This window comes from Paradesulfitobacterium aromaticivorans, from assembly GCF_054657415.1.
On record NZ_BAAHYT010000011.1, the window covers coordinates 100,277 to 122,924 of the forward strand.

20 protein-coding genes are annotated in these 22,648 nt (G+C 45.3%); 19 read left to right on the forward strand and 1 reads right to left on the reverse strand.

Going from position 1 to position 22,648, the window contains the following annotated elements; translation table 11 throughout:
* The first annotated feature begins 281 nt into the window (after positions 1–281).
* The 14 genes from ACYQ2N_RS17315 (at position 282) to ACYQ2N_RS17380 (ending at position 14,314) form a co-directional block, all read left to right on the forward strand.
* Entirely contained in the window at positions 282–1,046 is a 765-nt protein-coding gene (locus ACYQ2N_RS17315; protein WP_460000670.1) for an N-acyl homoserine lactonase family protein, read from the forward strand.
* Between the two features lie 66 nt (positions 1,047–1,112).
* Positions 1,113–3,356, forward strand: a complete 2,244-nt coding sequence (locus tag ACYQ2N_RS17320) for a xanthine dehydrogenase family protein molybdopterin-binding subunit (protein WP_460000671.1) — start codon at positions 1,113–1,115, stop codon at positions 3,354–3,356.
* On the forward strand, positions 3,337–4,209 hold the full coding sequence (locus tag ACYQ2N_RS17325; protein WP_460000672.1) for an FAD binding domain-containing protein: 873 nt from the start codon (positions 3,337–3,339) through the stop codon (positions 4,207–4,209). Before ACYQ2N_RS17320 ends, ACYQ2N_RS17325 begins: the two co-directional genes overlap by 20 nt.
* A gap of 1 nt (position 4,210) precedes the next feature.
* The gene (locus ACYQ2N_RS17330; RefSeq protein WP_460000673.1) at positions 4,211–4,702 is read left to right on the forward strand and encodes a (2Fe-2S)-binding protein; all 492 of its coding nucleotides are present in this window, start codon (positions 4,211–4,213) and stop codon (positions 4,700–4,702) included.
* A 68-nt stretch (positions 4,703–4,770) separates the two neighbouring features.
* Entirely contained in the window at positions 4,771–6,033 is a 1,263-nt protein-coding gene (locus tag ACYQ2N_RS17335) for an ABC transporter substrate-binding protein (protein ID WP_460000674.1), read from the forward strand.
* A 34-nt stretch (positions 6,034–6,067) separates the two neighbouring features.
* Positions 6,068–6,934 carry a branched-chain amino acid ABC transporter permease gene (locus ACYQ2N_RS17340; RefSeq protein ID WP_460000675.1) on the forward strand — a complete coding sequence of 289 codons (867 nt, stop codon included), beginning with the start codon at positions 6,068–6,070 and terminating at the stop codon, positions 6,932–6,934.
* 17 nt (positions 6,935–6,951) lie between these two features.
* Positions 6,952–7,986, forward strand: coding sequence for a branched-chain amino acid ABC transporter permease (locus ACYQ2N_RS17345; protein ID WP_460000676.1), 1,035 nt, complete (start codon positions 6,952–6,954; stop codon positions 7,984–7,986).
* On the forward strand, positions 7,916–8,668 hold the full coding sequence (locus ACYQ2N_RS17350; protein ID WP_460000677.1) for an ABC transporter ATP-binding protein: 753 nt from the start codon (positions 7,916–7,918) through the stop codon (positions 8,666–8,668). The genes ACYQ2N_RS17345 and ACYQ2N_RS17350 overlap by 71 nt, the downstream gene beginning before the upstream one ends.
* Positions 8,661–9,383, forward strand: coding sequence for an ABC transporter ATP-binding protein (locus ACYQ2N_RS17355; protein WP_460000678.1), 723 nt, complete (start codon positions 8,661–8,663; stop codon positions 9,381–9,383). The genes ACYQ2N_RS17350 and ACYQ2N_RS17355 overlap by 8 nt, the downstream gene beginning before the upstream one ends.
* Before the next feature lie 76 nt (positions 9,384–9,459).
* A complete protein-coding gene (locus ACYQ2N_RS17360) occupies positions 9,460–10,635 on the forward strand; it encodes an iron-containing alcohol dehydrogenase (protein ID WP_460000679.1) in 1,176 nt (391 codons plus the stop codon).
* A 242-nt stretch (positions 10,636–10,877) separates the two neighbouring features.
* Entirely contained in the window at positions 10,878–11,936 is a 1,059-nt protein-coding gene (locus ACYQ2N_RS17365) for an ABC transporter substrate-binding protein (protein WP_460000680.1), read from the forward strand.
* Positions 11,937–11,965: 29 nt separating this feature from the next.
* Positions 11,966–12,718: an ABC transporter permease gene (locus ACYQ2N_RS17370; protein WP_460000681.1), complete on the forward strand. Its 753-nt coding sequence runs from the start codon at positions 11,966–11,968 to the stop codon at positions 12,716–12,718.
* Positions 12,719–12,823: 105 nt separating this feature from the next.
* Positions 12,824–13,504, forward strand: coding sequence for an ABC transporter permease (locus tag ACYQ2N_RS17375; RefSeq protein ID WP_460000682.1), 681 nt, complete (start codon positions 12,824–12,826; stop codon positions 13,502–13,504).
* On the forward strand, positions 13,505–14,314 hold the full coding sequence (locus ACYQ2N_RS17380) for an ABC transporter ATP-binding protein (RefSeq protein ID WP_460000683.1): 810 nt from the start codon (positions 13,505–13,507) through the stop codon (positions 14,312–14,314).
* Positions 14,315–14,679: 365 nt separating this feature from the next.
* On the opposite strand, the gene ACYQ2N_RS17385 is transcribed toward ACYQ2N_RS17380, so the two are convergent.
* Positions 14,680–15,633, reverse strand: coding sequence for a LysR substrate-binding domain-containing protein (locus ACYQ2N_RS17385; RefSeq protein ID WP_460000684.1), 954 nt, complete (start codon positions 15,631–15,633; stop codon positions 14,680–14,682).
* Positions 15,634–15,747: 114 nt separating this feature from the next.
* Here ACYQ2N_RS17385 and ACYQ2N_RS17390 point away from each other — a divergent pair, with 114 nt between their 5' ends.
* The 5 genes from ACYQ2N_RS17390 to ACYQ2N_RS17410 all read left to right on the forward strand — a co-directional run bounded on the left by ACYQ2N_RS17390 (position 15,748) and on the right by ACYQ2N_RS17410 (position 22,559).
* Positions 15,748–17,199: a UbiD family decarboxylase domain-containing protein gene (locus tag ACYQ2N_RS17390; RefSeq protein WP_460000685.1), complete on the forward strand. Its 1,452-nt coding sequence runs from the start codon at positions 15,748–15,750 to the stop codon at positions 17,197–17,199.
* Between the two features lie 11 nt (positions 17,200–17,210).
* Positions 17,211–18,569, forward strand: coding sequence for a dihydroorotase (locus ACYQ2N_RS17395; RefSeq protein WP_460000686.1), 1,359 nt, complete (start codon positions 17,211–17,213; stop codon positions 18,567–18,569).
* A gap of 124 nt (positions 18,570–18,693) precedes the next feature.
* The gene (locus ACYQ2N_RS17400; RefSeq protein WP_460000687.1) at positions 18,694–19,860 is read left to right on the forward strand and encodes an iron-containing alcohol dehydrogenase; all 1,167 of its coding nucleotides are present in this window, start codon (positions 18,694–18,696) and stop codon (positions 19,858–19,860) included.
* Between the two features lie 79 nt (positions 19,861–19,939).
* Complete coding sequence (locus tag ACYQ2N_RS17405; RefSeq protein WP_460000688.1) at positions 19,940–21,355, forward strand: UbiD family decarboxylase; 1,416 nt, start codon at positions 19,940–19,942, stop codon at positions 21,353–21,355.
* Between the two features lie 142 nt (positions 21,356–21,497).
* A complete protein-coding gene (locus ACYQ2N_RS17410; protein WP_460000689.1) occupies positions 21,498–22,559 on the forward strand; it encodes a TAXI family TRAP transporter solute-binding subunit in 1,062 nt (353 codons plus the stop codon).
* Positions 22,560–22,648: the final 89 nt, after the last annotated feature.

Consider the following 22,648-nt stretch of genomic DNA (forward strand, 5'->3'; position numbering starts at 1 on the left):
TCTGGCTAAATTAGATTATGTGGTTGGAGCTACCCCAGGGATTCCGGAAGATGTAACAAAAAATTCTTCGCGACGCTTTCCAGAAGGCAGTTCAGGATCCTGAATTTACACAGAAAATGAAAGATATTGGAGCGCCGGTTAATCCTGCCTCACCCGAACAAACGGCCATAGTAGTGCAGGAGGCTTTGAAAAACTTTGCCAAATATAAAGATATTGTTTCTCAACACCAGAAGTAACCCTAATAATCCGTGGGTATTCAAACCAGGTTCGGGAGGGAAGAAATGATGACATCCTATAAGATCAGACCTTTGCATGTTGGAACATTTCCGACATTTGAAAAGTCAATGTTTCTCTTGGGGGTAGACCCGGGCACCAAGATTCCTGCCCCTTGTATCTCATGGCTTATCGAAGGTACTAACGGGGGTAAAGTTCTAGTGGACACGGGGCCACATGCTGCTGATGCCCCTTCGGCTCCCTATCATAATAAGATCGAGCGCACATATGAGCACCGTATTGACAGGGTGTTGTTGGACGTAGGTGTCGATCCTGAAGAGATTGAGATGGTCATTTTTACTCACTTGCATTGGGATCACTGTTATAATCTCGAATACTTTAAGAAAGCTACGTTTTATGTCCAAACTTCTGAGTTAGCTTATGCCATTGATCCGATTGAATGGGGCTATAAGAGTTACGATATCAAAATAGCCGGATCTAAACCACCTTGGTTTGAAATACATGATCGTTTACAAACCGTGGAGGGTGATGTTGGACTTATGCCAGGAATTCTGTTTGCGCATCTCCCGGGTCATAGTCCGGGTTCCGCCGGGGTAGCTGTCAATACCAAGCAAGGTGTCTATTTAATTGCTGGTGATACCATTCCACTGGTTGAAAATTGGGAAGGTAACGCTAAGCAAAAGCACATTCCATCGGCTATATTGACAGATTTAATTTCCTATTATAATTCATTCAAAAAGATTGAAAAGCTTACTGATAGAGTCTTAGCATCACATGATTTCCGTTCTTTGGATTCAAAAGTTTGGGGCTAATACTATACGTTTATCGATTAATTTGGTTCGGCCGGCGTTCTGAAGAAATGTATAAAGGTGGTCGTTATGCAACAAAGCGCAATTGGATCGTCTTACCTCCGGCAAGAGGCATATCTTAAAGTAACCGGGGAAGCGTCATATTTAGGAGACATCAAATTACCTAATTGTCTTGAAGGGAATATTTTACGCAGTCCGTATCCTCACGCCAAGATTATCAACATCGATGTCAGCGAGGCAAAAAAGCTACCGGGTGTTTTCGCTGTAATAACTGGGCGTGATCTTCCTGATCGGCGTTACGGTATCAATATCGGCGATCAACAGGTATTAGCGCGCGACCGGGTTCTTTTCGTAGGCGACAGGGTAGCTGCGGTAGCAGCTATTGATGCTGATACAGCCTTAGAGGCTTTAAATTTGATCAAAGTAGAATATGAAGAACTGTCAGCCGTAGTTGATCCCTTAGCTGCCATGCAACCGGGAGCATTGTTGCTACATCCTCAACTTCCTTCTTACCGGAATGCTCCCACTACCACGACAGCTAATGTCGTAGGCTATGCCACTTATGGTATAGGAGATATCGATGTTGGCTTCCAAGAAGCTGACTATATTTATGAACATACTTTTAGTACCCAGGTAGTTCATCAAGGGTATATTGAACCCCATGGCTGTATCGTGCAAATTGCCAGTGACCAAACTGTAAAAGTATGGAGTCCACATAAAGCTCCCTTTGAATTACGCAACCAGCTTGCAAGCTTGCTGTCCTTGGCGATTGAAAAAGTCGAAGTAGTTTATCCTTTTATTGGCGGGGACTTTGGTGGCAAAGGGGCTATTATGGATGAGCCTGTTGCTTATTATTTGGCGCTAGCGAGTCAACGCCCCGTTCGGATAATAATGACAACAGCAGAGGAACTGTTTGCTACTAACCCTCGTCATGCATCGGTCATTACGCTGAAAAGCGGTGTGCGCCAAGATGGGACGTTGGTAGCGCGCTCAGCCACAGTTATATTTGACTCGGGGGCTTATGGTGGGGCCAATGCTAATCCCCTGGTTTTTGGCGTTCGCCGGGTATTAGGAGCATACAGGATTCCCAATACACATATTGAGGGATTCGCAGTCTATACGAATTCAGTGCCCGCTGGCCACTGCCGGGCTCCGGGGGATCCCCAAGTGTTTTTCGCTGTCGAGACACATACCGATTTAATTGCTAAAGCCGTTGGTCTTGATCCCTACGAGTTTCGCCGTCGAAATGTCTTACAGGAAGGGGACCTTTCGCCCAGCGGCCTAAAATGGAGTGGCATAAATGCCGTGGACGTTTTAAAAACGGCTGTAGAAAATTCTGAATGGAATAAGCCTAAGCGTTCCCCGTTTAGTGGACGCGGCATAGCACTTACGGAACGGATGACCGGAGTAGGTAGTTCTGCTGCTGTGGTTACCATTCACCCTGACGGTACAGTAACTGTGGGTAGCGGTTCAACTGATCCCGGTACGGGGAGCCGGACGGTGCTTAGACAAATTGCCGCTCAGGAACTACAGATGCCTGTAGACAGGGTCGGTTTTAGTGGCGGAAACACAACTATGGTACCTTTCGATAACGGTAGCGGTTCGAGCCGGGTCACATATGTTACGGGTCAAGCTGTTATTGAGGCTGCACGTGATAGTCTTAATCAGATTAAACAACTACTGGCAGTACAGTTTGGGGTACCTACGAGCGCGCTGATTTATCAAGATGGAGTGTTTGCAACAGAAGGTATGGAAAGCCTATCACTGAGAGATGCCCTCGGTAAAATTGGCAAAGCTAAAAATGTAATCGTTGGCTGTGGGAGTTTTGTTGCAGAAAAAATGCCATGTACCTGTTTTGCAGCTCAGGTGGCAGAAGTGGAGGTTGACCCTGATACCGGGCATGTCACGGTATCCCGGATAGTCAGTGTCAATGATATTGGTTTTGCAATAAACCCTCTGGCAGTGAAAAGCCAGGTCGAAGGTTCAGTTGTGCAAGGTTTGGGCTTTGCCTTGAATGAAGAATTACCACACAGAGGAGGGCAACCCCTTGTAAAAAGCTTATCTGATTATAAAATGGCTACCACCTTAGATGCCCCTAATGTCGAGAGTATCCTACTGGAGGGTGCGCCAAGTCCGGGGCCATACGGAGCAAAAGCTATTGGAGAACAGGCTATATCGGCTGTGGCCCCTGCCATTGCCAATGCCATCTACGATGCAATTGGAGTTTGTGTTTTTGACTTGCCTATACTACCGGAAAAAATACTCCAAGCTCTTGGGGATAAAGAAACGGTAGGTGAAAACATTGAAGTTTGAAGTTTTACACGCAGCGAATTTACCTGAGACTATCTCAATATTGGAGCAAGATTCCAATGTGAGGATTGTTGCAGGGGGAACTGACCTCCTGGTCAGGATTAAACAAGGCTTCCTGAAACCTAATCGTTTATTATCTTTAAACAAGATCAATAGCTTAAAAACCATTAGTTATAGCCCCGGGCAGGGTTTGCGTATTGGAGCGTTGGTTACGCATGCCCAGACGGCAGCAGCTCCAGTCATCAAAGAAAAATATGTAGCTTTAACGATGGCTTGTTCATCTGTAGGTACGCCACAAATCCGTAATCTAGGTACAGTCGTTGGGAACATAGTGAACGCTTCCCCCGCTGCCGACACGGCCCCGGCACTGTTAGCGTTAAACGCGGAAGTCGTGATCCACGGTCGGGATCAGGTCCGTCAGATTGCCCTCGCTGATTTTTTTGTCGGATCGGGGCAAACCGTTTTGAACAAAGGTGAGCTGATATCAGAGATAATCATTCCAGAACCGTCTGAGGGTACTTTAAGTACCTATTATAAGGTTGGCAGACGTAAGGCTTTAGAGATATCTATTTGTAGTGTGGCTATGGCTGCTCGGCCTGAAGGGAATGTTTGGTTTAATCCGAAGTTGGTTCTTGGGGCTGTGGCTCCGACCCCAGGAGTAAGCATAAAGGCAAGTGCGATCCTCGATGGACAGCTGTGGCTTGACGCGGTTGTACGGAAGGCAGCCAGTGTTGCCATTAGTGAGTGTAGTCCGATAGATGATCAAAGGGCATCGGCGCAGTACAGAAGGCAAATGGTAGAGGTGTCTGTCCGTAGGGCAATAAAACAGTTGGAAAAACGGAAAGAGGTAGGTTAAGATGCCACAAGATATCAAACTTTCAATTAACGGAAATGAATTTAGGCTAATGTGTGAGGGTTCGCGGACACTTCTGGAAGTCCTGAGGGAAGATCTTGATCTAACCGGTACAAAAAAAGGCTGCGACGAGGGAGATTGCGGTGCGTGTACTGTCTTATTGGATGGCAAACCGGTCAACTCTTGTCTGGTTTTGGCCATTAACGCTGAAGGCCATGAGATAACAACGATTGAAGGTTTGCGGATTGAAGGTGAACTACATCCAATTCAGGCGGCATTTGTCGAAGAGGGAGCCGTTCAATGTGGATATTGTACTCCAGGAATGATTTTGGCCACTAAGTCCCTTTTAGATGATAATCCAGAACCAGAGGAGAACGAAATTCGAACGGCACTTTCGGGCAATCTATGTCGTTGCACCGGTTACGTGCGTATTGTTAAAGCGGTACAGGCTGCCAGCAGAAAATTACAGGAGCAGTCAATTCATAGCGCTAAATAACGATAGGCTTTGGCCATATGAAGGGATTAAGTATATAACACTTTAAGGAATAGAAAGGTGGAGTAGTTATGTTGAAAAAAAGAACGGGTATCCTAATTATTTTACTCGCTTTATTCAGTGCCTTATTAGTCAATGGGTGTGCCAAGTCTTCAACAGAAAACAAAACTCAAACAAATGGGAACAGTAAAACACCAATCAAGATTGGGCTGATCGTCGATTTATCTGGACCGGGTGCGGATCTGGGCGAATATGAAAGCAGAGGGGCACAGTTGTGTGTTGAAGAGTACAACGGAAAGGCAGGAGTAGTAGGCCGACCCATTGAGTTAATAGTTCGGGATGGCAAGGGCAGCAGTTCCGAAGCAGTTAACCAGGCCCGGGATTTACTTTACTCCCAAAATGTTGATTTTATCATGACCGGTACCAATAGTTCCTATGCCTTGGCGGTTTCGGACATGGCTAAACAAGCAAAGAAGATTATGTTCAGTGAAAATGCCAATGATGCTTTCACGATGGAGAGCGGCCATCAATATGCTTTTCGCGTTCCGAATATTACTGCTCTAACCCAGGCTTATTCAGCTTCTAAATATGCTGTGGAGAAATTTCCGGAGAAAAAGCGCTATTACTTTATTGCCCACGACTATGCATTCGGACGCACGGTCATTGATGACTTTAAAAAAGATATCAAAAAGCTTAACCCGAGTGTCGAATTTGTGGGCGAGTCTTATGTAAAGTTAGATGAGACTAACTATAACTCTTACATTACGGCGATCCAACAAGCCCAGCCGGATGTTGTTTATTTTGCCTGGCAGACAGGGGTTCCATTTTTCAAACAGGCTGCTCCATATCAGTTGTCCCAGAAAATCCAATTACTAAGCGGGTATTGGGGAGGAGTTCAAGATATGATGACTCTCAGTAAAGCGGATCTCCCTCTGAATGCCGTTGTCGGAGGTATTCCGTGGTATGGTCTCCAAAATAAGGAGAACCAGGATTTTGTAGCTGCTTTTCAGAAAAAATACAATGTTCCGCCTAAACCGAGTGCTTATTTCGACTATATGTCTATGCAGGTTCTGATGCAAGGGATCACTAAGGCTGGAACAATAGATACAGATAAAGTCATCAAAGCCTTGGAGGGATTGGATGCGGAAACGATTATTGGCAAGGTGCAAATGCGCGCTTTCGATCACCAAGGAGCTGCTCCCTATTGGCTGGGAACTGTAAAGTGGGATGATAAACTAAACACCGGTGTCATTAGTAATACAGTTCAGGTCGATACTAATCCTGCGTTGCCGACCGCAGCGGAGATAGAACAGATGCGCAAAAACAAAAAATGATTGGGTAGAGTCTACTCGTATTGGAGGTAGTTTTATGGCCTTGCTCATTCAGCAACTCCTAAGCGGACTCCTGCAAGCTTTATTTCTATTTTTACTAGCTGCTGGTCTATCGTTAATCTTTGGCGTTAGCCGTGTTCTCAACCTAGCGCATGGTGCTTTTTACATGTTGGGTGCTTATGTGTTTTACACTGTAATGCGCTACTCACCGTCAGCATTTTGGTTGGCTTTGCTGATAAGTGTGTTGATTATTGGGTGTTTAGGTGCTGTGGTGGAAGTCTTGGCTCTGCGCAGGTCATATGCCGGCGGGCTGCTGTATGAAGCCCTAGTCACTTTTGCCACGACCCTGATTATTGAAGAATTAGTACGCATTGGCTGGGGATCACAGTTTCTTACTGTGCCTCGGCCCCCTTTCCTTGATGGCGGGCTTAGTTTATGGGGGCTGAGTCTACCAAAATATCAACTGGTCATCTTGTTGGCCGGGATTTTGATTGGGCTCGGTATGTGGTGGATCGTCTATCGGACACGGTGGGGCGTGTTTATTAGAGCGGCCTCTATGGACCGGGAAATGCTGGCGGCCCTTGGAATAAATGTAACAAGGATATTTACCTTGGTATTTGTTTTTGGGGTTATGTTAGCTGGACTAGCCGGAGCATTGGCGGCTCCAACCTTAGCGCTCTCTCCCAATATGGATTCCCAGATCATTATGGACACCTTTGCCGTAGTGGTTGTTGGCGGTCTGGGAAATCTGAAAGGCAGTCTCTTAAGTGCCATTTTGATTGGCGAAATTCAGTCTGTCAGTTTGCTTTTCTGGCCGGGGATTGGATTGCCAATTGTATTTTTGTTAATGGCCTTAATTCTATTGATCCGTCCGCAGGGACTGTTAACTAAAGGCCACGCTTAAGAAAGGACGTGCTTCCTGTGACTTGGTCAAGACGCTTCAAGACCTTGTTGTCTTACCCTTTAGTTAAAGTTGTTATTCCCTTGATAATTGTCTTCAGTTTATTACCGCAGTTTGTACCCATTATCTATACATTTCAACTTAATGCCGTTTTAATCGCAATATTGTTTGCGGTAAGCTTAAATTTGCTTATGGGTTATGGCGGGATGATTTCGTTCGGTCACGCTGCCTATTATTCTCTCGCAGCTTATACAACCGCGTTGTTGTTCAAACACGACTTGGTTTCTTTCCCTTTGGCTATCATGGCGGGTCCGATCGTCGCTGTGCTGGGAGCAGTCATATTTGGTTTTTTTGCTGTACGTGCCGGGGGGACCTACTTTCTCATGTTGACCTTGGCTTTTGCCCAGTTAACTTATGCGGTGATTTACCAATCGCACACTCTGACTAACGGTGACGATGGCATTTCCGGCTTATTGCTTCAAGGGATCCTTGGTAACCCCAAGAACTACTACTACTTTTCTTTAACAATCGTATTAATTTGTTTAATCCTAATTTACGGGGTTTTGCACTCGCCTTTTGGTTATACTCTACAAGCGATTAGAGACAATCCAACCAGGGTTGAGTCCTTGGGTGTACCCATCAAGAGGTATAAATTATTGGCTTTTGCAATAGCCGGGTTTTTTGGCGGGGTAGCGGGTTCTCTGTTCGCATTTTTCAATGGGCAGGTATCCCCTCAAATCGCTTTTTGGACACAATCAGCAGAACCGTTTATGTCGGTAATTATCGGTGGTTCAACCAATTTCTTTGGCCCGGTAGTAGGGGCCGCCTTGTATAAATTTATGAGTACCCAGTTAGCCAGAGTAACTCAACATTCTCTATTAATTGTGGGGATCGTGGCACTAGCAATTGGCTTATTTTTTCCCAAGGGGATAGTGGGAACTATTGCGGAGCTGCGTATCTTCCAAAGGGGTGAAAAAAGGTCAGATGACAACAACACAGCCGGTACTGGAATTAAAAAAGGTCAGCAAAGCGTTTGGCGGGGTTTTGGCCGTTAACAAAGTCAACCTCCAATTACGGCAAGGTTTACGTTATGCGTTGATCGGTCCGAACGGTGCGGGCAAGAGTACATTGTTTAATTTAATTACCGGGCAACTTAGATGTGATGAAGGAAGTGAGGTGTTATTTAAGACACAACCAATTCAGCACCTCACACCCAACCGTATCTGCAAACTGGGTATAGCCCGCACTTTTCAGATTAGCAGTGTTTTCCCCCGTTTAAGTGTCCTCAAGAATGTGGAAGTAGCCTTGGCTATTCATCAAAGCAAAGGGGCCAGTCTGATTCACAAGATTTATCCCCATCTGCGGGAAAGGGCCATAGACCTGCTGCGGGATGTAGGGTTAGATAATCAGGATTCCCGCATCGTAGGGACTTTGTCTTATGGGGATCGGAAGCTTTTAGAACTCGCTTTGACGTTGGCAATTGAACCTGTAGTTTTGCTTTTAGACGAACCAGTGGCAGGGGTAGCCGCCCGGGAACGATGGAAAATGGTGGAAATGATTAATGGATTATGCCGGGAGAAAAAGCTAACCCTGATGTTCTGTGAACATGACATGGCGGTAGTAGCTGAACTCTCCGACTGGGTCGCAGTCCTGCACAGAGGCAGTGTGTTAGCGGAAGGTACCGTCGATGAAATCAAGCAGGAGAAAGAAGTAAGGCGGGTGTATTTGGGTGAGTAACATTTTGGAGGTTAACAGTGTAAACAGTTATTATGGTCTGAGTCACGCCCTCTTTGATGTATCTCTGGAAATCAAAGAGGGAGAAGTTGTCAGTCTTTTGGGGCGTAACGGAGCAGGGAAGACCACTACTCTTCGTAGTATTATGGGTTTTAATATTCCGCAAACAGGTACGGTAATGTTTTGCGGTAAAGATATCACCAAAATACAGGTTTATAAGCGGTCTCAGCAGGGCATAGGTTTTGTACCCGAGGATCGCCGAATATTTCCCGAGTTAACGGTTGAGGAAAATCTGATAGTGGCCGAAAAGAGCGGCAAAGCTGCCGAAACGGACGGTAAAGGCAAATGGTCGATTGAGCAGGTATATGAAATGTTCCCTAAATTGCAAGAGCTGCGACTGCGCTTTGGCAAGAATTTAAGCGGTGGCGAGCAACAGATGTTAACGATTGCCCGGGCTCTGATGGGCAACCCTAAGCTCTTGTTATTGGATGAGGTTTCGGAGGGGTTGGCACCAAGTATAGTTAAAATGCTAAAAGAACACCTCTTAGAACTGAAAAAGACAGGCATGAGTATGTTGCTGTGTGAACAGAATCTCATGTTTGTATCCGAACTAAGTGACAGAGCTTATATCGTAGAAAACGGTGAAATCCGTTATGAAGGTACAATGGATCACCTGGAGCACAACCGGAGCGAGTGGGAACAATATCTCTCTGTGTAACTATGTTTTATCTAAACCACAGTTGATAAAAGTCAGGCACAAGAAGTCTGACGAAATAATTGAGAGGAGAATTATAATGAATCCTGACGCTATTTTTTCGTTTACCTTGCCGACCAAGGTTCTATTTGGCACTAACTGTTTGACGCAAGTGGGTACAGAGGCAAAAAGGCTGGGAGCAAGAAAAGTTTTAGTAGTCACCGATGAAGGTATTTGGAAAGTCGGGTTGGCGGCTCCCCTTCTGAAATACTTGGAAGAAGTAGGTCTCAAGTATGAAGTGTATTATGAAGTCCCGGAGGACCCAAATACGCAAGTTGTAAATAAAGGGTTTCAGCTACTTAAGGAAACCGGTTGTGACCTAGTGGTGGTTATCGGTGGCGGCAGTCCGATTTGCGCCGGTAAGGGGATAGCCTTGTTGGCTACTAACGGGGGCGTTCTGACAGATTATGAGGGTGTTGAGAAAGTCCGCATTTCGCCACTTCCAGTGATTGCAATACCTACGACCGCCGGCTCCGGCAGCGAAGTTTCTCCTTCTTTTATTATTACAGACGAAGCTCGCAAGAATTACAAGATGACGGTTACAAGTAACAGGTGTAATCCGGATGTAGCAATTCTTGATCCGATGATTATGCGTACTCTACCTGCACGGCAATGTATCATCTCGGGAATGGATGCTCTTGTGCATGCGATAGAAGCTACCTGTACAAACTTAGCTACTCCCTTGACCGACTCCATAGCCTACGAAGCCATCAGGCTAATCATGGCGAATTTAGCAAAAGCAGCCTATTCAGACGATCTGGATGCTAAGGCAAATCAATTACTTGCCAGCACCATGGCAAATATCGCTTGTGGAAATGCTAAACTAGGGATTGTGCATGCCATGTCCAGCCCAATGGGTAGATATCATTTGGCCCACGGGCTTGCGAATGGTATATTACTGCCTTACGTAATGGAATACAACATGGTGGCTGGCGCCGAAAAATATGCCAGAATGGCTGAGGTGACTGGAGCAGCAAAACCGAATATGACGACCATGGAAAAGGCCAGGGCGGCCATCGATCAGGTAAAGGAACTCTTTGAGATGGTCGATTTCCCGGACCGCTTGCCGCCGGAGATTGTGCCTAGGGAGGAGATACCGGTAATGGCATCTATAGCTATGGGACGATCTCAAATGAAATTTAACCTAAGAATCCCGAAAGAAATGGAAATTACTCAGCTTTTTGAACAGGCATTTGATGGTTGGCTGACACATTAAAGCAATAGTTATATTCAAGTTCTAAGAAAAAGATAACAATTATTTAGAAAGTTAAGAATATTTAATTAAACAGGTTCATAACAACATCATAGGGAGCAGATGGTGTCGGGGAGTCATACTAACGCAGCCTTCCAAGCCCATCACAAAGAAAAATCGCAGCATAGCCAAGGGATCGCGCGGAACCCTACCACGCTGGGAGGAAGATAATCCGAGAGCGTACCTGTAATAAAAGGAGGAATAACATGAGAACTAATCGGCAAAAAACAAACAAGTATTTCTTGGTATTAAGTTTGGTGATTATGCTGGTTATTACCGGGTGTGGGTCGGTCAAGTCTTCTACAGTTCCCACCGCTGCAAGTGGTCAAAATGACGGAACACAACAAAAGGTAAAAGTTGGTTTTGCATTTGTTTCGTGGTCCGGTTATCAGATCCCAGAATACGTTGCAATGGAAAAAGGTTTTTTTGCCCAAGAAGGTTTGGAAGGAGTCCCATACAATACGAAAAGTAACGATGAAATAGTAAAACTAATGCTTAGCGGAGAGGCTCCGTTTGAATCTGGTGGTACAACGGATAGTATGTTATTAGCGGTCCAAAAAGGGGCCAAAATCAAGGGATTGATGTCAAAGGCAATAGCTTCACCTTATGACTTAGTCGTTTCTCCACAAATTAACAGTGTTGCGGATTTAAAGGGCAAAAAGGTGGCGGTAAGTCAAATTGCCTCCGCCAGTACGGTCATGTTAATTGATATGACTTCAAGGTTAGGGCTTAAGTCCGATGAATATCAGCGACTGGAAGTTGGCGGAACCAATGAACGATATTCGGCTCTAACAAACGGAGGTGTGCAAGGCACCTTATTAAATCCACCATCTAATTTTCAAGCTATAGATAAGGGGTATAAAGTTCTAGGAACTTTTACACAGACTACACCTTTATTTGATTATCTTCCAGTTACTGTTACTGTTACTGTTAAGTATGAACAGGAACATCCCGAGGTTGTTCAGAAATTCGTTAATGCCATGGTGCGTTCTCTGATTTGGTTACAAGACCCGAACAATAAAAAAGAGGCGGTAGCTATTATAGCAAAAACCTTAAAACTTCAAGAGGACTTGGCTGGAAAAACTTACGACTATTTTATCTCCCAGAATAAGACTTTCTCTACCGACGGCACCCCAAACCCCGAAGCATATCAAAAGATGATTGATGTTGCAGTTAACCTGAAATTGTTAGATAAGCAAATTGACCTAGATGATTTTTATGACACGAGTTATTTGAAGAAAGCTCTGAAAGAGATTAAAAAGTAATTGAGAATTAACAAAGGGGTGGGCAACGTATGAATGTTATTAAGACGGGCGTTTCAATAATTGTCGGATTGTTAATTTGGGAGCTATTGATAAGGGTTATCCGTCCGTCTGAATTTTTTATTGTCGCGCCTTCAGCAATTCTAATGACTGCCATTAAAGAATGGGGCAGTGGCGCATTACAGGTGAACTTGCTTACTAGTGCTTACGAAATTATGCTAGGTGTGTTTTTAGCTATTATTACTGGAGTGTTCATTGGTTATCTCACAGGAATTAATAAAATTATCGACTTATTATTCGAGCCATGGGTAGCAGTATTAAATTCTGTACCAATTATCCTACTAGTGCCGTTGATGATTGCTTGGTTTGGATTGGGTATAACCCCTAAGGTTGTAATAGTTTATTTATCTGCAGTCTTTCCTGTTTTACTAAACACGCGCGTTGGGGTCAAGTCCGTAAACTCGGATTACATCGAACTTGCTAAGTCCATGATGGCAGGAAGAAGGGCAGTTTTTTCCTATATCTACCTACCGGGGTCTTTACCGTACATTGTTACCGCCTGTAAATTAGGAATTGGACGTGGACTTGTGGGAGTTGTTACTGCTGAACTATTCGGTGCGGTAGCAGGACTCGGTCATATGCTTAAAGCTGGAGCGGAACGATATGAAACAGCTGAGGTCTTTTTGGCGGTCGCTTTATTAGGAATATTAGGAGTCTTAAACTTTGCATTATTAGGGTGGATCGAGGCAAAATTAGCACCTTGGCGCAAAGCCTATATTGTCTAAAAAGGGGCGATATTTTTGTCACTATTTTACCGATATCGGAACATTCTTATCAAGGTTATATCGATTTGTTCTGGTTTACTGATGTGGCAACTGGTAGGGAATTTAATGGGGGATATTATCATGGTGCCTACTCCTGGTATCGTTATTTCCGCGCTTATAAAGTTGATTATAACCGGAGAAATATGGAAACACATTTATGCCAGTATGACCGTTTTTTTATATGGCTTAGTTTTAGCTTCAATAGCTGGAATATTGATCGGGTTTTTATGGGCTAATAGTAATTTTATAGAGGAATATATACAACCTTGGATTTCCTTTTTCTACTCTATTCCCAGAATTGCTTTTGTTCCTTTATTGGTATTGTTTTTCGGGGTTAATGATTTTTCTCGGACTTTGGTTGTTTTTTTAGGTGCAGTTTTCCCTATATTATATAACACCTATTATGGTATCAAGGGTGTAGAACAAGAAACTATAGAAACAGCAATTGCTTTTAACGCTACGAATTCCCAGATATTCCGGTATATTATGGTCCCGGCCTCTATCCCATTTTTGTTGACAGGATTAAGGCTAGGAGTAGCCCGGGGGCTCATTGGAGTAGCAGTGGCAGAATGGTTCGGTGCCCGTTCCGGATTGGGCTTCTTTGTTTATTTTTCGGGTCAGACATTTAATATGCCGAACTATTTTGCAGGTATCACAGTTTTTGCAATAGTGAGCATGATATTGTATGAAACAATTCGCCTGGCGGAAACAAAATTAACGCCCTGGGGCGAGACGGGGGAATTCTAAGTGATTCAAGACCTTGCTGTATTATCAATGCCTGAGCAAAAGCCCAAACAAGAAAAATTAATCGTGCAAAACCTGACAAAGAAGGCCAAGGACTTTGTTATTTATCGTGATCTGAACATTAGTGTACGGGAGGAGGAGTTTATCTCTATTATTGGGCCTAGTGGATGCGGGAAGACTACCTTATTGCGTACGCTAGGAGGTCTTGTTCGCCCAACTGAAGGGAAAATACTCGCTGACGGGAAAGAGATATTAGGACCGGGCGGAAATAGAGCTATGGTTTTCCAGAATTCACGACTGTTACCCTGGCGTACAGCTGTACGAAATGTTTCTTTTGGTCTTGAACTAATGAAAGTTAAAAAAATTAGGGCCCTTGATACTGCGAAACATTTCATAGATTTAGTAGGGTTAAAGGGTTTCGAAAACCATTACCCCCATCAACTTTCCGGTGGAATGCAGCAACGGGTAAACATAGCTAGGGCTTTAGCTCTTAATCCCGAAATCCTTTTGATGGATGAACCCTTCGGAGCCCTAGATGCTCAAACCAGAGAAACGATGCAATCAGAGCTTCTTCGCATCTGGTCGAGTGAAAAGAAAACAGTAATACTGGTTACTCACCAGATTGATGAAGCGATTTACCTTGCCGACCGGGTGATTGTTTTTGCTACTCGACCTGGAGCAATAATGGCAGACATTCGTGTAAACCTTCCCCGTCCGCGAAGTCTAGAAATAAAGCTTAGTCCTGAATTCGTCCACTTGCAAGAAACGGTTTGGAAAATGATTCAGGAAGAAGTCGTAAAAACCAGCCTATAACTGCTCTGTGACTAAGTGTTATTCTTGTTGTAGGAAGTTCTCCGCAACGTGCCGATTCCTGGGATAAGTAAGGGGCAGGGGAGTGGGTTTATTCCGGTCCACATGGCCTGGGCTATGAGTCTCAAATGGATATAATCGCAGCCAAACTGGGGATTGACCCGTTAGAATTAAGGCTCTGGCATGTTTATGAGGACGGTGATACCCATACAAATAACGGTTAGATATTACATGCCGTAGGCCTTAAAGATTACCTGCAGGAAGGGGAGCATATTTGGTATTATTTCTTTTTTGTTACACCGGAGCTTTGCTGCTACTAAATGCAGTTTTGGTGTATCATTTTTAGGAAAATTGGGAAGCTATACCGATTACGGACCAGAGCTTTTTAACTTGAGCCGACCTTCCAGATAAGATACGAATTCCTTTGTTACTGAAGGGATGGCGCGATGTCGATAACGCAATAGGGCAAACTGCGCGTACAAGTTTAACCCTTGCAGGGTGATTGGGAAAAGTTCGCCGCGTAGTATGTCTTCTCTGACGCTAATTTCGCTCAAAATAGACGCTCCACAAAAAGTATAAAGGGCCTTTTTAATAGCTTCGGCGGGGCCGAGGTCCATAACGACATGGAGTGGGTAGTCGTGCAGTTGCCTATTAATATTCTTTCTTAATGGACTAGTAGAAGGAGGCAGTATCAGAGGCAAGTACATAAGGTCGGAGGGAACAAGGACATTTCCCTCTTTTAAAACAGGAATCTTATGCCTATTTTGTGTGGAGGCTACGAGCACTAAATTTTCTCTATGAAGAAATTCCACAACCAAGTCTTTAGTGTCGATGACTTCTTTACTAACTTCTTCGGCAATTTCTTCCCATTGGGCAAAGCCAAGGTCGATCTCACCTTCTTTTAGAAAATGGACAATCTGACAGGCGGTATTTGCCTGAATCGAAAATCTGATTGATGGATAGGTCTCGGTAAAATGCATAATGATTGGCGGAAGCAGGTAGCTGGCGGGAGTGGAACTGGCACCTACGGTAATTGTAGTTCCAGGTTTAACGTTAAAATGTTGTTTTAATTCCGTAAGCCCTAAGTCCAGGTTGTTAAGTTCCTGGATTATTTTTTTAGCCGACTGGTATACCAGCAGCCCGGCATCGGTTGGTTCAATACCTTTCCGCCCACGTTTAAGGAGCCGAACTTGGAAATTGTCTTCCAAAGCTTTTACATGTGCACTAACGGTAGGCTGGCTGAGCCAGTAGTCTTGAGCTGCTCGGGTAAAACTTTTGTTTTCTATTACGGAACAGAACACGCGAAGCTGATAGATGTTCATATGGCCTCCATAGATAAAAATCTATATTTATATAATTATTCAGAATTATCCAAAATCCTCTTTTTTTGGTAGTATAATAAGTGTAATTAATTAATTTTTTTGGAGGTGATTCCCTTGCGGGATGTAAAGGGTTGTTTGGATTTCTTAGAAGAACGTTATCCCGAAGAGGTAATTCGGGCGAATGTAGCCATTGATCCGAAGGAGTGCGATCATGCGGCTTGGCAAGAACTGCTTGCAGAAAAGAATCGGTTTCCGTGGGTAGTATTCGACAATGTAAAGACTTGGGACGGGTCACGCTGGCCGGGATATTTTACTAACGTTAATATGTCCAACTTTCGAAGGGTTGGCCTTCTCTACGGCTTAGATATCAACAAGTCAACCCCATTTGATGTGGTACTGAAGCACTACGAGGGGAAACAAAACCCAATTCCCCCGGTAGAAATTTCCACCGGTGCGGCCCCTATTAAAGAGGTAGTCTTAACAGGGGATAAAGTCAAATTAGATATTCTCCCGATTTGGCGCAATGCTGTTCACGATTCTAGGCCCGGTTGGTTAACACCAATTTGGGGAGTACGCGATCCGGAAACCGGACGATATAATTTTTCGTGGCACCGTGGACAATGCCTCGATTCCAAACGGACTGCTGTGCGCTTCTACCCGCCGCGCCACATTTATAACTACTACCAAGCTTACAAAAAAATAGGAAAGAACATGCCGGCAATCGCTATCCTTGGTCACCACCCATCGTTTTATGCTGCGGCCAGCACCAGCTATTCCCTGGAAATGGATGAATACAACGGTATCAGCGGCATTGTGAATGCTGCAACCGGAGAGCCCTTACGGGTAACAGAATCCTCTACTTGGGGTAAGGACTTTTTGATTCCAGCTGATGCCGAGGTAGTCTTAGAGGGTGAAATCGATATTAACGAAATGGCAGAGGTCGGTCAGTGGTGCGATGCCTGGCGTTTTTATGCACCGGCCTCCCAGATGAATGTATTTAAGCTTTCCGCCATTAATATGCGCGCGCGGCCCATTTTGGAAGGGGTTATTCCCAAAGATCATATCATTCCCAACCTTTGTTATGCCGCTGATGCATATGAGGTTTTGAAGCATCGTTTTCCTGGTGTAAAAAGTGTCTTCGTTCCTTTCATTCAGACCTTGATTGTTTCGATTAAACCTAGTTCTCCGGCGGAAACTTCTAATATTGCCTTATCACTATATCAGTTGGGTTCGGACCGGGTTAAACACGTTATTTTGGTTGACGAAGATATCAATCCTTATGACCTTGGGGAAATCTTCTTTGCCATAGTCACCAGGGTCGATGCCCGTCAGAGTGTCCAAATTGTCAATACCATGACAAACCCCAATGATACCGCAGCCAAGGGCTATTACTCCGGAAGGGCCCAGCAAGTAGGAGGATTAATCATCGATGCAACCAGGCCATATGAGCCTTTCCCGGAAGTGGGAGTATCCTCGGAAGTGGTACGCCAGCGTAATCTACCGGCTCTTATGCAGATGTTAAAAGGAATTTCAGCATCATCTAAATGGAATTGGAGTGTCGAATAAGCTAAGAGGGGGTGAGAAAGCTGTTCGATTGTCTCGTCAAGAATGGCAAATTGGTGATTCCCATGGAAGGTATAGTAGAGGCTACCCTAGGTATTAAAGAGGGCAAGGTGGTTGCCTTACTGGATCCGGGAGTAGATTTACCGGCGACCAAGGTGATCGATGCAGGAGGACGCCATGTACTACCTGGTGTAATCGAACCCCATTCCCACCTAGCCCTAGGGAACAGGGTGGAGGACTTTGCGACAGAAACCGCGACAGCAGCTCTTGGTGGGGTAACCACCATGTTTACTTACTTGCGACGGCCAGGTCTTTATGATGAAATATTCTCCGCCATAAAGGAGGAAGCAGAAAGTCGCGCTTATGTGGATGTTGCTTTTCACCTAGGGTTGATGTTAAGCGAACAGGTGCCCCATCTCAACCGCTGCTTCGAAGATTACGGAGTTTCTTCTTTTAAGTTTTTCATGGCTTACAAAGGCGAGGAAGGGCGCGCCATGGGGATAATTGGTTGCGATGATGGCCTGATGTACCAAGGTTTTCAGCATGTTGCCAAAATGGGTAGAGGCGTGGCCTGTGTGCATGCCGAAAATGTAGAAATTATTGATACGCTCAAGCCCGCTCTCAAGGCAGCGGGCCGGGATGATTTAGCTGCATGGTCTGAAGCCAGGCCTGGGTTTACCGAGGCGGAAAGCGTCCAGCGGGCTTTCTTCTTGGGACGTCAAACGGGATGTCCGGTTTATATAGTCCACTTAAGTTCTGCCGCTGGACTTGATGTTGTCCGGGAGTGGCAACAGAAAGAAGGGATCAGATACGTAGAAACCTGCACCCATTACCTTACACATAGTATGTGGGCTAAAGAGGGAAAATTGGCTAAGGCCAATCCTGCTTTGCGGGATGAGAAGGACCGGGAGGCTCTATGGGAAGGACTAAAGGATGGTTCTATCCATACCGTCGGCACAGACCACGTTCCTTTTACCAAGGCTCAAAAAATGGTCAGCATTTGGGATGGCCCACCTGGGTTTCCAGGAACCACCACTTTACTGCCCGTCCTCTTAAGTGAAGGTTATCATAAGAGGGGTCTATCACTCCAGAAAATAGCCGAGGTTACCGCGTATAATACAGCCCGCATTTTTAACCTTTATCCCAGGAAAGGAACTCTTCAGGTAGGATCGGATGCTGACCTAGTAATCTTAGATTTAGAGCAAGAACGACTGGTGCAGGCTAAGGATCTGATGTCCCATTCTGATTTTTCCATCTACGAGGGAGAAACCCTAAAAGGCTGGCCGGTTTTGACGATGGTGCGCGGTCAGGTGGTCATGGAAAAGGGAAAAGTCGTAGGACAGCGTGGTTTCGGCAGGTATATGTACAGGTAATTAAGAATCAGGTATCAAGAATTACTCCTTCGTAAGTACTGCCGATAGAGAGCGCATCTTAACAAATCCTTTAGTCAGAATATTTGTAAAATGAGAAAAATATTGTTACCTCGGGGGTGGAATTATGAATTTTGACAGTTCCATTATGTTTACCCTTCCTACCAAAATAATTTGGGGCTATCATACGGCTGCGCAAACGGGTGAGGAAGCCAAGAAGGCCGGTCTTACCAGAGTTTTGGTAGTTACGGACAGTGGTATTAGAAAAGCCGGGGTCTTGGAGCCTGTTTTGCGCTCTTTAGAGATGACAGGCCTTGGTTACGAGATTTTTGACGAGGTGCCTGAGGACCCCGGGACTCAGGTTGTAGCAAAGGGAGAAGAATGTTTAAGATCCGCGTTCTGTAACGGTGTTGTCATTGTTGGAGGAGGAAGCCCTCTCTGCGCCGGCAAGGCCATAGCGTTAGTTGCCACTAATGGGGGTAATATAAAAGACTATGAAGGGTTCGATCGGTTTAAAAACTCGCCGTTGCCGGTAATCGCCCTTCCCACTACGGCCGGTTCGGGAAGCGAAGTTTCGGCTGCTTTAATCATCTCGGATGAGGAACGTAATTATAAGATGACTATTGGCGGCTGGGCTTGCCATCCTACGGTCGCTATTCTTGATGCCATGCTTCTCAGATCCCTGCCGGCTAGGCAAATGATCATTTCCGGAATGGATGCGGTTACTCATGCGGTAGAAGCGATTTGCACAAATCTGGCAACACCCCTTACTGATGCGGTAGCCTATGATGCCTTAAGTTTAATGGTTGAAAACTTACCTGCAGCAGCCTATAGCGATAACTTGAAAGCCAAAAACCTCCAACTATTCGGCAGTGGGATGGCCAATATCGCCTGCGGCAACGCCAAACTAGGGCTGGTGCATGCATTGTCCCAACCTTTAGGTTCATACCACATTTCACATGGACTGGCCAATGGCATCCTACTTCCTTATGTCATGGAGTATAACCTACCGGTATGTGAAGCGAAATTTGCCCGGTTAGCGCTGACGCTTGGTGGAGGGGTACAGGGTGGAAGCAGAGCCGAATTGGCGCGGGAGGCAATTGAGATTATTAAGGAACTTTATAACAAGGTCAATTTCCCGGACCGTCTAACTGAGGATGTAGTTTCCAAGTCAGAAATCCCCCGCATGGCAAAAATTGCTATGGGTCGTTCGCAGGTTAAGTTCAATCTGCGTCAGGCCAAGGAGTCAGAGTTGGTGGAAATCTTTGAACGTAGCTATGAGGGATGGATGTAAGACGATAACGATAACGAAAATGAAAATGAAAATGAAAATAAAAATAAAAATGAAAATGAAATGAAGGGAGTTCCCAACTATGAGTTTTAAGGACCTGCGCGATTGGCTAGAACAAGTAGAGGCTTTTGGAGAGCTTAAAACTGTCGAGGGCGCAGATTGGAACATGGAAATTGGAGCTGTTTCAGATCTTGTAGCTAAAAACTCTGCAGATAAAAGATGCCTACTCTTTGATAATGTTACCGGATATCCCGCCGGCTACAGGGTGTTGACCAATATCCTGAATTCCGCGCGAAGACTAGCCTTGACCCTTAATCAGAACCCCAGTCCCAGTGACAGGGAGTTCGTAGAGACTTGGCGTCAACGGAGCAAAGAAATCGTTCCAATAAAACCGAAGGTCGTATCAACCGGGAGTGTTATGGAAAATATCCACATGGGAGATGACGTTAATCTGTGGGAATTTCCCACTCCACTATGGCATGACCTGGATGGAGGGCGCTACATCGGTACCGGCAGTGTCACTATTACGCGTGATCCCGATGAAGGGTGGGTTAACTTAGGTACCTACCGGGTTATGATTCACGATGACAAAACACTTGCATTCTTTGTTTCACCTGGCAAGGATGGACGCATTCATAGGGATAAGTATTTTGCCCAGAACAAGCCGTGTCCAGTGGCTATTTCCTTCGGGCAAGACCCCTTGCTTCTTGTAACTTCAATTATGCCGTCTCCCTATGGTGTCTGCGAGTATGACTATGCAGGAGGGATCCAAGGTCGACCCGTTGAGGTGATCGAGGGTAAGGTTACAGGGTTACCTATTCCGGCTCACGCTGAAATAGTAATAGAAGGCGAATCCTTACCTAATGAAGCCAAGACAGAAGGCCCCTTCGGAGAATGGACCGGGTACTATGCGAGCCACTCCCGACCGGAACCGTTAATCAGGGTGAAGGCAATATACCACCGAAATAACCCGATTATCACCGGAGCCACTACGGCTATCATGCCTAATGATTTCTGCCACGCTTACGAGCTTATGCGGGCCGCCCAGATCTGGAACGAGATTGAGTCTGCTGGTGTGCCCGACATTCGTGGGGTTGCCTGCCATCAGCATCGCTTCATTACTGTGGTTAGTATCAAGCAGCGGTACCCTGGGCATGCCAAGCAGGCCGCGATGTTGGCTATGCAATGTCATGCTGGAGCCTACCTAGGCCGTTATGTGATTGTCGTAGATGAGGATATTGATCCCTATAATTTTGACGAGGTACTTTGGGCATTGTCCACGCGAGTAGATCCACAGCGAGCAATTGAAATCGTCAAAGAATGTTGGAGCGGTCCCCTCGATCCTGTTATTCCGGTTGAGGAAAAAGGTTATAATTCCCGGGCGCTTATTCTCGCCTGCAAGCCTTTCCCCTGGAAGGATAAATTCCCACCCTCTATCCAATATAGTGCTGAACTCAAGGAACAGGTGAGGCGAAAATTTGCAGGGGGCGTTTTTTAACGATCTAATAATGTCTCGAGAAGGCAGGTGATGGCTAAAGAAAAATGACAACTTGACAAGACTCTTCGCCGGCGATGTAAACCTTGATCTTTTCAAAAGCAGTAACCTTTTATTTATTAGTGTTAAACGGGAGGTTTTATCAATGCCAATAAGAAAAGCAAGGGCATTTCAAATGCTTGCAGTGATGGTTTGTGCTTCGATGGTACTAGTTGGCTGTGCTTCAACAACTGCCCAAACACTGGCCAAGACTGGCTCAGAGGGGGGTGCAAAGCAAGCCAAGATTCTCCGAATTGCCGGTGCTTCCCTTTCAAGTTCCAGTTATAGCATGGCTTTGACTATGGCCGATGTACTTACCAAAGCTGGGATTCCCGCTACGGCTGAGCCGTCGGGGGGATCCACTCAGCAGCTTGAATTATTAAGAAGTGGTCAGGTTGACATGACCATCACAACAGCAGGAAACGCCGAATCAGCATTCCTGGGTACAGACGAGTTTTCCAAGTCGCCTCCATTTAATGATATTAGAACGATAATACCACTAAATACCTCCTACTTCACCGTAACTGTTGCGGATAAGACCAACATCAAATCACCCGCAGATCTTAAAGGTAAGAGGATTGCAACTGTGATATCAACTCCAAGTTATAAGAAAGCTTTATCCGCTATCCTCGCATCCGCGAACTTAACGCTCGAAGACACTAAAGTAGTATCTGTTGCGGAAATTGGAGAAGCAATCGAAAAAGTGGGTAATGGGGGAAGTGACGGTTATGCCGGTACCCCTGGCGGAAGCCGGGCAGCTGAAATACACCAGAAGGAGCGGCTTAGATTGATTGTTTTTCCAACGGATGAGGCAGCAGTGAAACGGGCGCAGAATGCTTATAGCCCCATATATGCTACATCTTACGGCCCCGACCCCTTAGTCGGATTAACTGAAAAGGTACCAATGTATGGTTATGACTTTTTATTGCTGGGATCAGCTAAGACTAGTGAACAGACGATTTATGACGTGGTCAACACTATATTCAAAGATAGAGACAAATTGATCAGTGGACGCAAGGAATTCAAAGAAGTGACTTTGGACCGCGTAAAAAGCTCTCCAATAGTAGTTCCGTATCAAAATGACAGTATCAAGTACTTAAACGAGAAACAAGTATGGAATCCAACTCTAGAGCAGGCTCAATCATCTGTTCTTGCTAAAGCCAAATAGGTACGATAAACGCGGCTTTGTCGGAGGGTCAAGGGCAGGGCTACGGCTCTGCCCCCATAAAGACTCTTTTGTAAAATGGAGAGAGGTGC

Coding starts and splice junctions, on each gene's coding strand:
- ACYQ2N_RS17315 (WP_460000670.1), top strand. CDS start 282: ATGATGACATCCTATAAGATCAGACCTTTGCATGTTGGAACATTTCCG.
- ACYQ2N_RS17320 (WP_460000671.1), top strand. CDS start 1,113: ATGCAACAAAGCGCAATTGGATCGTCTTACCTCCGGCAAGAGGCATAT.
- ACYQ2N_RS17330 (WP_460000673.1), top strand. CDS start 4,211: ATGCCACAAGATATCAAACTTTCAATTAACGGAAATGAATTTAGGCTA.
- ACYQ2N_RS17335 (WP_460000674.1), top strand. CDS start 4,771: ATGTTGAAAAAAAGAACGGGTATCCTAATTATTTTACTCGCTTTATTC.
- ACYQ2N_RS17340 (WP_460000675.1), top strand. CDS start 6,068: ATGGCCTTGCTCATTCAGCAACTCCTAAGCGGACTCCTGCAAGCTTTA.
- ACYQ2N_RS17350 (WP_460000677.1), top strand. CDS start 7,916: ATGACAACAACACAGCCGGTACTGGAATTAAAAAAGGTCAGCAAAGCG.
- ACYQ2N_RS17360 (WP_460000679.1), top strand. CDS start 9,460: ATGAATCCTGACGCTATTTTTTCGTTTACCTTGCCGACCAAGGTTCTA.
- ACYQ2N_RS17365 (WP_460000680.1), top strand. CDS start 10,878: ATGAGAACTAATCGGCAAAAAACAAACAAGTATTTCTTGGTATTAAGT.
- ACYQ2N_RS17370 (WP_460000681.1), top strand. CDS start 11,966: ATGAATGTTATTAAGACGGGCGTTTCAATAATTGTCGGATTGTTAATT.
- ACYQ2N_RS17375 (WP_460000682.1), top strand. CDS start 12,824: ATGGGGGATATTATCATGGTGCCTACTCCTGGTATCGTTATTTCCGCG.
- ACYQ2N_RS17385 (WP_460000684.1), bottom strand. CDS start 15,633: ATGAACATCTATCAGCTTCGCGTGTTCTGTTCCGTAATAGAAAACAAA.
- ACYQ2N_RS17400 (WP_460000687.1), top strand. CDS start 18,694: ATGAATTTTGACAGTTCCATTATGTTTACCCTTCCTACCAAAATAATT.
- ACYQ2N_RS17405 (WP_460000688.1), top strand. CDS start 19,940: ATGAGTTTTAAGGACCTGCGCGATTGGCTAGAACAAGTAGAGGCTTTT.
- ACYQ2N_RS17410 (WP_460000689.1), top strand. CDS start 21,498: ATGCCAATAAGAAAAGCAAGGGCATTTCAAATGCTTGCAGTGATGGTT.